10 protein-coding genes are annotated in these 8,386 nt (G+C 63.7%); 6 read left to right on the forward strand and 4 right to left on the reverse strand.

The window, feature by feature from the left end:
- A partial coding sequence (locus X726_RS01000000167770; protein WP_033002114.1) for a hypothetical protein occupies positions 1 to 289 on the forward strand: 289 nt, incomplete at its 5' end.
- Positions 290 to 376: 87 nt separating this feature from the next.
- Positions 377 to 1,441: a glycosyltransferase gene (locus X726_RS137615; RefSeq protein WP_023673855.1), complete on the forward strand. Its 1,065-nt coding sequence runs from the start codon at positions 377 to 379 to the stop codon at positions 1,439 to 1,441.
- 45 nt (positions 1,442 to 1,486) lie between these two features.
- Here the strand turns inward: X726_RS137615 and X726_RS137610 are convergent, their stop codons facing one another.
- The 4 genes from X726_RS137610 to X726_RS137595 all read right to left on the reverse strand — a co-directional run bounded on the left by X726_RS137610 (position 1,487) and on the right by X726_RS137595 (position 5,508).
- Positions 1,487 to 1,801, reverse strand: coding sequence for an antibiotic biosynthesis monooxygenase (locus X726_RS137610; protein WP_023673856.1), 315 nt, complete (start codon positions 1,799 to 1,801; stop codon positions 1,487 to 1,489).
- A 50-nt stretch (positions 1,802 to 1,851) separates the two neighbouring features.
- Positions 1,852 to 2,811, reverse strand: coding sequence for an energy transducer TonB (locus tag X726_RS137605; RefSeq protein ID WP_023673857.1), 960 nt, complete (start codon positions 2,809 to 2,811; stop codon positions 1,852 to 1,854).
- 127 nt (positions 2,812 to 2,938) lie between these two features.
- The gene (locus X726_RS137600; protein WP_023673858.1) at positions 2,939 to 3,373 is read right to left on the reverse strand and encodes a hypothetical protein; all 435 of its coding nucleotides are present in this window, start codon (positions 3,371 to 3,373) and stop codon (positions 2,939 to 2,941) included.
- 5 nt (positions 3,374 to 3,378) lie between these two features.
- Positions 3,379 to 5,508: a TonB-dependent hemoglobin/transferrin/lactoferrin family receptor gene (locus X726_RS137595; protein WP_031215636.1), complete on the reverse strand. Its 2,130-nt coding sequence runs from the start codon at positions 5,506 to 5,508 to the stop codon at positions 3,379 to 3,381.
- Between the two features lie 273 nt (positions 5,509 to 5,781).
- Here X726_RS137595 and hemP point away from each other — a divergent pair, with 273 nt between their 5' ends.
- The 4 genes from hemP to X726_RS137575 form a co-directional block, all read left to right on the forward strand.
- Positions 5,782 to 5,988, forward strand: a complete 207-nt coding sequence (gene hemP, locus X726_RS137590; protein ID WP_023673860.1) for a hemin uptake protein HemP — start codon at positions 5,782 to 5,784, stop codon at positions 5,986 to 5,988.
- A 36-nt stretch (positions 5,989 to 6,024) separates the two neighbouring features.
- Complete coding sequence (locus tag X726_RS137585) at positions 6,025 to 7,083, forward strand: hemin-degrading factor (RefSeq protein WP_023673861.1); 1,059 nt, start codon at positions 6,025 to 6,027, stop codon at positions 7,081 to 7,083.
- 10 nt (positions 7,084 to 7,093) lie between these two features.
- Positions 7,094 to 7,975, forward strand: coding sequence for a hemin ABC transporter substrate-binding protein (locus X726_RS137580; RefSeq protein WP_023673862.1), 882 nt, complete (start codon positions 7,094 to 7,096; stop codon positions 7,973 to 7,975).
- Between the two features lie 4 nt (positions 7,976 to 7,979).
- Positions 7,980 to 8,386: iron chelate uptake ABC transporter family permease subunit (locus X726_RS137575; protein ID WP_023673863.1), on the forward strand; the 407-nt coding region annotated here is incomplete at its 3' end.

Genomic DNA, 8,386 nt, shown 5'->3' on the forward strand with positions numbered 1-8,386 from the left:
GAGCGCGCCGGCGGCACTGTCGGCGCTGACCGGCAAGGGGTTGCCGCTGGCGGCCATAGACGGTCGGCCAGACCCAGTCGAAGCGCGTTCGCTGCGCGTCCATGTCGTCGCCTTCTCGGGCAGGCCCGAGGCGGCGCGGATCGTGCGCAAGGTCATTGCCGACCGCAGCGGGCCGATCGTGCCGCTGGTCAGCGAGGTGCTCAACCCGGCGGCCTATGCGCATGAACGCGCTGTCTGCGTCGACACCACGGCCGCCGGCGGCAATGCCAGCCTGCTCGCGGCGGCCTAGGGGGCTTTTCGCGGCTCGCTTGCCTGCGTCGGGTTGCAAGGGTATGCGCAAGGGATAGAGAGCAACTCGAGCGGGGCAGCCGAACAGATGGAAGACACGTCCCGACCGTTTGAGCTGCCGCGCGTGGCGGTGGTCATCACCTGCTTCAATTATCGGCCGTACGTCGAACAGGCGATCCGCTCGGTGCTTGCGCAGACCTACCGGAATTGGGAATGCGTCATCGTCGACGATGCCTCGACGGACGGCTCGGCCGACCATGTCCGACAGCTTCTAAGGGATATAGACGACCCGCGCCTGCGCCTGTTGGCGCGCACGGAGAATGGCGGCCAGACCGCGGGATTCCGCGACGGCTTTGCCGCAACCGACGCGCCCTTCGTCGCGTTTCTCGACGCCGATGACGTGTGGCTGCCGGATTTTCTCCTCGCGCATCTGTCCGCCCACCTCAACACGACGCATTCGGCCGCACTGTCGAGTTCCGATGTGTTCCTTGTCGATGGCGACGGCACCTTGCTGGGCGGTACCTTCCTTGCCTTGCGCAAACCGCGGTCCGGAGCGGATCGCAGTGGCGTCGCCATCGCGCCCGGTGGCCGGCTTGCCGGCATGGCGCCCGGGATCGCCTACGCATCGGAGCATCCGGTAACCTATTTCGCACCTGCGGTGACGGGCTGGCTGTGGTCGCAATGCTCGGCGATCATGTACCGGCGTGGCGCGCTGGAACCGGTATTGTCCTTCCCGTTCAAGGCCAAGGTCGGGACGGATTATCTGACGGCGACACTCGCGCACCAGGCCGGCGGCAGCCTCATCCTGTCAGAAGGTCTCGGCCTCTATCGCCTGCATGGCTCCAACCTGTCCACCGGAACTGCCTTTGCCGGCGGCAATGTGCGGCAAACGCCTGCATACAGGAGCTACAGGAGCGTGTTGGCGGCGGATGCCGCAGACTATTTGCTGGCGAATTCTGCCTGGCTCAGCGATCTCAACGGGCGCAATTTCATAGCTGCATTCCTGACGCAGCATGTGCGCCAATTCCCGGAGCTGGCCGGTGATCCGCGGTTGGCGCGCTACCTGACACGCGGACAGCCCTGGCGGCGGCTGCGCCTGCACATTGCCCAGTGGCTTCAGCGACTGGGCGGCCGGAATTCAACCGGAACATGACGGCATCTGCCCGTCGTCAGATCTCGTCGACGGGTGAAATCTCAATCAGGCGCCTTCGACGACCGAAAAGCCTTCGAACTGCGGATGGCCGAGATAGTGCACCTTCGACGTGCCGGTGTTGCGGTGGGCGGCGCGAAAATTCTCGGATTTGGTCCAGGCGACGAAATCCTCATGGCTTGCCCACACCGTGTGCGAGGCAAATAGCGTGTAACCCTCGGGCTCGTTGACCGGGCCGCGCAGCAAGTGGAATTCCCTGAAGCCTTTCATCTCCGAGAGGCTCGAATCGCGGTTCTTCCAGACATCCTCGAAAGCGGTCTCCGAGCCGTTCTGGACCTTGAAGCGGTTCATGGCGATGTACATTGGGCTTCCTCTTGAATTGATGGACGATTTGGCGAAGGTCTGCGAGCTGGTTAAAACGGACCGATCCGCGCCCTGAACACCCAACTTGATAATCCGGTCTCGGGTGGAATGGGCGGGAACGGGGCTTGCTGGCGCACCAGTTTCAAAGCGAATTGGTCTAGTTCGGCAGACCCTGAACTTTCGACAAGCTGCAAGTCGCTGACGCTGCCGTCAGCCATGACGACGAAATAGACCCTGGCATTGTTGCGAGCCTTGGCTTGAATTTCCTTCGAAACGCGCCGGTTAGCGCGGGCAAGCTTCTTTTGAATTTCACCGCCGTAACGAGATTCCATCGCATTGCCAGCCGCGTCCTGGTTTTTACCCTTGCTGGCAACCGCCGGTGCGTCGCGTTCTTCGCCATCTGCCGCACCGCGGGTATCTCCAGATCCGGCTGGAGGGGTCGGCCGCGGGCTCGGGACTGGTGGTTTGGCAGCAGGCAAATCAACGGCGGGCTCGTCGGCGGGCGGTGCCTCTGAACTTTGCGTTTGAACCCCTGGTGGAGTCGACGTCTCAGCGCTTGGGGCGACAGTTTGATCATTCGGGATGGCGGCCGTCAGTGTATCTGGCGCGGCGGTCGCCTGTTCGGCGGCTTCCGGCGCAGGCTTGGGCGCCGCCGGCTCCTTTACCGGTTGAGGCGCCTCGGTCGGCGGCACGGGTCGAACGGCCTCGGGCTTGGCCGGCTGCGGATCGGTTACCAGGGTAACATCGACCGCGTCGGGAGCCTGGCTGTCCAAGGCGCTGCCGACCACCTCGGCGCCCGATTGGTCGGTGCCTTCGGATTGTATCGCGTTACTGGAATCGAATGTCCCTGCGGGTCCGATGAAGAACGCCGCTGCGGCAGCGGCATGGAGCAGGCAGGACGCGACGATCGCCACAGTCCATTTGCGGTCCGCGGCTGCCGGCTGTGCGAGCTCGTCCATCGTAATCGCCGGTTCGTTGCCGGCGTCGGGGAGGGGGGTGATGTCCTGCATGGTTCGCGGCGAGACCTGCCGCGAGCGGGGTGGGATTGTCAAATCAAGATCGGTTGCCGGCCATGACGGCGGAGCTGCGACGGGTCGTGTCGCATTGTCGTGCAGGAAGGCGGGATGCAGGCCCACCTCAGACGCCGAATGCGATACCGGTCTTGGTCTGCGTCTTCAGGCCGCGCATGCAGGCGCCCGGTTCGACGCCGGCGCATTCGGTGGCGCTGTTGATCAGCACGCGGCTGAGTTTGGTGCAGTCGGTGCCGGCGAGGTCGAAGCGGGTCACCTTGGTCTTGCCGGCCGGCAGGTCCTTGAAGTCGAGCACGCTCAGGCGGTCGACAATGCCGGCCTCGTTGAACAGCGCGATTTCGAATGCCGCCTTGGAAAGATCGGCGCCGAGCGCATTGTTGACGACGAAGGTCAGCCGGCAACCCTTTTCGGAGGGCTGCGCGGCATTGAGCTCGAGGCTGAGTTGCGGAGCCGACGCGGACTGAGCCCACGCCGGCATCAAGCCAAGCGACATCGCCAGCGTCGAGGTCAGGAGGCGAAGCGATGCCGTCAAACTTGTCATGGGTGTCAGCCTCCAAAGCGCATGGTTGCGGCCAGCTTCAGCGTGATGCCGGGTTCATAGATGACGGCGGTGGTACCGCCGTTCAGCGGGTTGGTGTATTTGACGTCGAACAAATTGTCGGCGCGGAAGTCCACCTTCAGATTGTCGGTGGCCTGGTAACTGGCGAAGGCGTTGACCAGAGTATAATCCTTGGCCACGGGGTTGCCCTTCGGCTTGCCGTTGTACTGCACCTCGCCGCCGACGGTCAGCTTGTCCTGAAGGAAGCGGAAGCCGAGCTGCCCGGTGACCTGCGAGGACGGGATGGTGGCAAGGTCGGCCCGCTCGCCTTCATCGGAGATGGTGTGGCCGTTGATGATCGAGGCTGAGAGGCCAGCATAGCCCCAGCCGGCATCGTAGACGCTTTCCAGTTCGAAGCCGTTGATCTTGGCCTGGGCGACGTTCTGGTACTGGAAGCAGATCGGGATGCCGGGGCCGAACGGGCAACCGCTGGTCGGGTCGAATGCCGACAACGTGACGCCTTCGATGTAGTCGTCGACATCGTTGTGGAAGTAGCCGGCCTTGAGCCGGAACGCGTCGCCGGCCTCGATAAGGTCGTTCAGCTTGTAGTTGACGCCGAATTCAGTGGTCTTGCCGGTTTCTGGCCGCAGGTTCGGATTGGGCAGGAACGGGAAGGTGACGCCCGCCGGATGGTTGCCGCTGATCAGCGTTTCGGTCAGCGACGGCGAGCGGTAGCCTTCCGCGTAGGTGCCATAGAACTGCAGGCCCGCCAGGCTGGCGCTTTCGAAGGGCGTGACACCAACGGTGATGCGCGGCGACAGACGATCACCTGACGTTTCGTGGGTGCTGTCTTCGAGGCTGTAATTGTCGTAACGCAGCCCGGCAATGACCTCGAGCCAGTCCCAGGTGAGCTTGTCCTGGATGTAGGCGCCCGAAACACTACGCTTGCCCGATGGGGTGTAGAAGCTGTCGCCGCCGGCGGTGCCGCCGGTCTCGACATCGTCACCCACCCAGTCGCCGCCATAGGTCAATTCGTGCGCAACACCGGCTGTTTCGAAGCGCGACGTGTTCCAGATGTCGACGCCGGCCGTGCCAACGTCGAAGGTCGAGGTCGAACCGACGGGCAGCAGCACGGGAAGGCCGGTCGACGGATCGAAGCGGTTCTGCGGGACCAGCGTGGTGAGGTCGAGATTGGTCTTGTTGTAGGAGGCGTTGATGTGGAGGTCGAGCCAGCTCTTGGCGTCGTCAGTGATGTTGTAGCGGGCGGTGAAGGTGTTCGACTTCAGGTCGACGTCGTTGGCCGGCACGCCGCCGCTGGTTTCCGTCCAGCCGTCGCTCGAGCCGACCCAGCCGAGCTTCAATTCGCTGTTCTCGCTCGGGCGGATTGTGGTCTTGAGCAGGCCGCTCAGCACGTCGAAACCGGAACCGGCGACGGTGTCGCCGCTGCCATTCTTGTAGTCGCCGTAGTCGCGGTAGACGATGTTGCCCAGCACATCCAAATCGTCGTTGAATTTGTAGGCGCCGCTGGCGCTGGCGGTCCAGCCCTTGCCGTTGCTTTCATAGCGCCCGGTGACGGAGCCGGCCCAGGTTTCGCCCGATCTGAGGAAATCCACCGCATCCTTGGTGTCGAAGAAGACGACGCCGCCAATGGCGCCGGAGCCGTAGGTGTTGGCGGTCGGTCCGCGAATGACGTCAACGGATTTGATGAGCTCGGGATCGACATAGAAGGTCGACTGCGTGCCGTGGTCTGAGCGCTGGAAATTCTGCCTGGCACCGTCGACGATGACGGCGACGCGACCGAAATCCTGCAGGCCGCGGATGTTGATGCTGGAGCTGACGCGTCGCGCATCGGCCTGCACGGCGACACCAGGCACACCGAGCAGCATTTCGTTCGGCGTCGTCGCCATGCGGCGGTCGAGCTGTTCCTGGTCGACATGGCTGGCTGAGGCCAGCGATTCGATTGCCGTCTCGCCGGTGCGGCTGATGACGAGGATCTTGTCCAGCAGGGTCGCGCCGGCGGGCGCCGGCTTGGTGTCCTCGGTTTTCCTGGTCTGGTCGGCCTGGTCAGCGGCCGGCTGAGCGCTGGCCGGCGATGTCAGCAGCGCGATCGTCGCTGCCCCCGCAAGCAAGGCTGCCATTGCCTTTGCCATAGGCCGATGCACCCGATCGGCGTTCGCCAGACCCAGTGGTCCACAATTTCCCAAGCCCATGCCCCAACTCCAAAATTCCAGATTCGATGCTGGCTGGCTTGGTGCTCGCTGGCATTTTTCATTCTGTCCGGCGTCTTAAATGTTGACTCATTTGGTCCGGTATTGCACTGACTAATAAACATGATTATGCGAGTCAAGAAATGAATCGGCATTTTTGCAACGCCTAGCCAGTTGCCCGGCACAGGAAAGGCATCGAAAGAGATGAACACCCACAATCCCAACGACTTCCGTTACCGCGTCCGCCGTTCCGAGGAGACGCCGACCCGCTTCGACCGGGTGCCGCTGGCGGTGCGGACGCTGTCCTCCAACACGCTGTTCCAGGGCGAGCACGAGATCGGCATCGAGCACCATGGCGCGCTCTATCGGCTGAAGATCACCCGCCAGGGTAAGCTCATCCTCAACAAGTGACGAAACGACCAAACACGGCAGACAGGTAAGCAGGACATGGACCAGCGCGCAAAACCCGCCCCGCATGAAATCCGGCGGGCGCGGGCAGACAATCCGAAAGCGCGCGAGCGCGATCTTGCCGCCGAGCTCGGTATTTCCGAGGCCGAGCTGGCGGCCGCGCATTGCGGCGACGGCGTCGTGCGCGTCGAGCCCAGGGTCAACGATCTTCTGACCGGCCTCGACGCCGTCGGCGAAGTGATGGCGCTGACCCGCAACGAAAGCGCGGTGCACGAGAAGATCGGCGTCTACGACAAGGTTGTCACAGGCACGCACAACGCCATGGTGCTGGGCGAAAACATCGACCTGCGCATTTTTCCCAAAGTCTGGGCGCATGGCTTTGCCGTGGAAAAGCGCGACGGCGGCGACATCCGCCGCAGCCTGCAATTCTTCGACGCGGCCGGCGATGCGGTGCACAAGGTGCATCTGCGGCCGGCGTCCAATCTCTATGCCTACCAGAAGCTCGTGGCCGCACTCGAATCGCCGAACCAGGAGGCGACCGTGTCTATCGCAGGCCTGGCCGACGACGACGCGGAGACGTCGGGCATTGCCGCAGACATCGATGATCTGCGCGACCGCTGGAGCCGGCTGACCGACGTGCATCAGTTCTTTGGCATGTTGAAAACGCTGAAGCTCACCCGCCGCCAGGCCGTGCGCATGGTCGGCCAGGACTATGCCTGGCTGCTCGACAATGACGCCATCGGCGCCATGTTCCACCATGCCGCCGCCGACGGCATGCCGATCATGTGTTTTGTCGGAAACCGAGGCTGCATCCAGATCCATTCCGGTCCCGTCAAGTCGATCAGGCCGATGGGGCCGTGGATCAACGTGATGGACGAGACGTTCCACCTGCATCTGCGCACCGACCACATCCAGGACGTGTGGGCGGTGCGCAAACCGACCAAGGACGGTCATGTCACCTCGCTCGAAGCCTATGGCGCCGACGGCAAGATGATCATCCAGTTCTTCGGCAAGCGCCATGAAGGCGAGGGCGAGCGCGACGACTGGCGGTTCCTTGCCGAGAACCTGCCGCGCATTCCAAGCCCGACCGCAGCCTGAGGAAACGACGATGATTTCACTGTTCAGGACGCTTGCCGCGGCCATGGGCCTGTCGCTGTTTATTGCCGCCCCAGTGCCGGCCAGCGAGAACGTGGCCGTGTTGGCCGACACGTCGCGGATCGTGGCGATCGGCGGTTCGATCACCGAGATCGTCTACGCGCTTGGCGAGGAAGGTCATCTCGTCGCCCGCGATTCGACCAGCCGCTACCCCGCCGCCGCGGTCGCGCTGCCCGACGTCGGCTATATGCGCCAGCTGTCGCCGGAAGGCGTGTTGTCGGTCAATCCTTCGGGCATTCTGGCGCTGCATGGCAGTGGGCCGAAGGAAGCGGTCGATGTGCTGAAAAAATCGAGCGTTCCGTTCATCGACGTGCCCGAGCATTACAGCCATGACGGCATCCTGGAAAAGATCCGCATCGTCGGCAAGGCGCTTGGCGTCGACGCCAAGGCCGAGACGCTGGTGGCTGAGACCGACGCCAAGCTGAAGGCGGCCGAGAAGCAGACGGCGTCGATCAAGCAGCGCAAGCGCATCCTGTTCGTGCTGTCGATCCAGGGCGGCAAGATCCTGGCCGCCGGCACCGACACCGCCGGTGATGGCATCATCAAGCTCGCCGGTGCGGTCAACGCCGTCGAAGGTTTTTCCGGCTACAAGCAGATGTCCGACGAGGCCATCGTAACCGCCAGGCCGGACGTGATCCTGGCGATGAAAAATGCCGGACCGCCGATTGCGGAGGCCGAGCTGTTCGCCATCCCGTCGATCACCTCGACGCCGGCGGGTGAAGGCCGCAAACTGATCCTGATGGATGGCAGCTATCTGCTCGGCTTCGGGCCGCGCACGGCCGATGCCATCCACGATCTGGCCGCCTCGCTCTATGGCAGCCAGGTCACGGACTGAGCCGATGGTGGATCAGTCGATCACCGGCGCGGCGGGCAAGGTGGCCGAGGGCGATCGTTCCGGGCGCGCTCGCCTGGTTATTGTGCTCCTGTGTGTGGCGCTTGCCCTTTCGATGTTCCTGTCGCTGAGGTCGGGCGCTTCCGATGCATCGGCCGTTGCTGTCATTCGTGACTGGCTGACCGGCACCATGCCGGACGACGCCGCGCTTGGTGCCCGCGACCGGCTGATCGTCTACGATATCCGCATGCCGCGCGTACTTCTCGGTGTGCTCATCGGGGCGGCACTGGCCGTATCGGGTGCGGTCATGCAAGGCCTGTTTCGCAACCCGCTCGCCGATCCCGGCCTGATCGGCGTTTCCGCCGGGTCGAGCCTCGGCGCGGTCGCCGTCATCGTGCTCGGCACGACGTGGCT

Origin of the sequence: Mesorhizobium sp. LSJC285A00 (assembly GCF_000503155.1) — a bacterium.
In the GTDB taxonomy this organism is placed as follows: domain Bacteria; phylum Pseudomonadota; class Alphaproteobacteria; order Rhizobiales; family Rhizobiaceae; genus Mesorhizobium.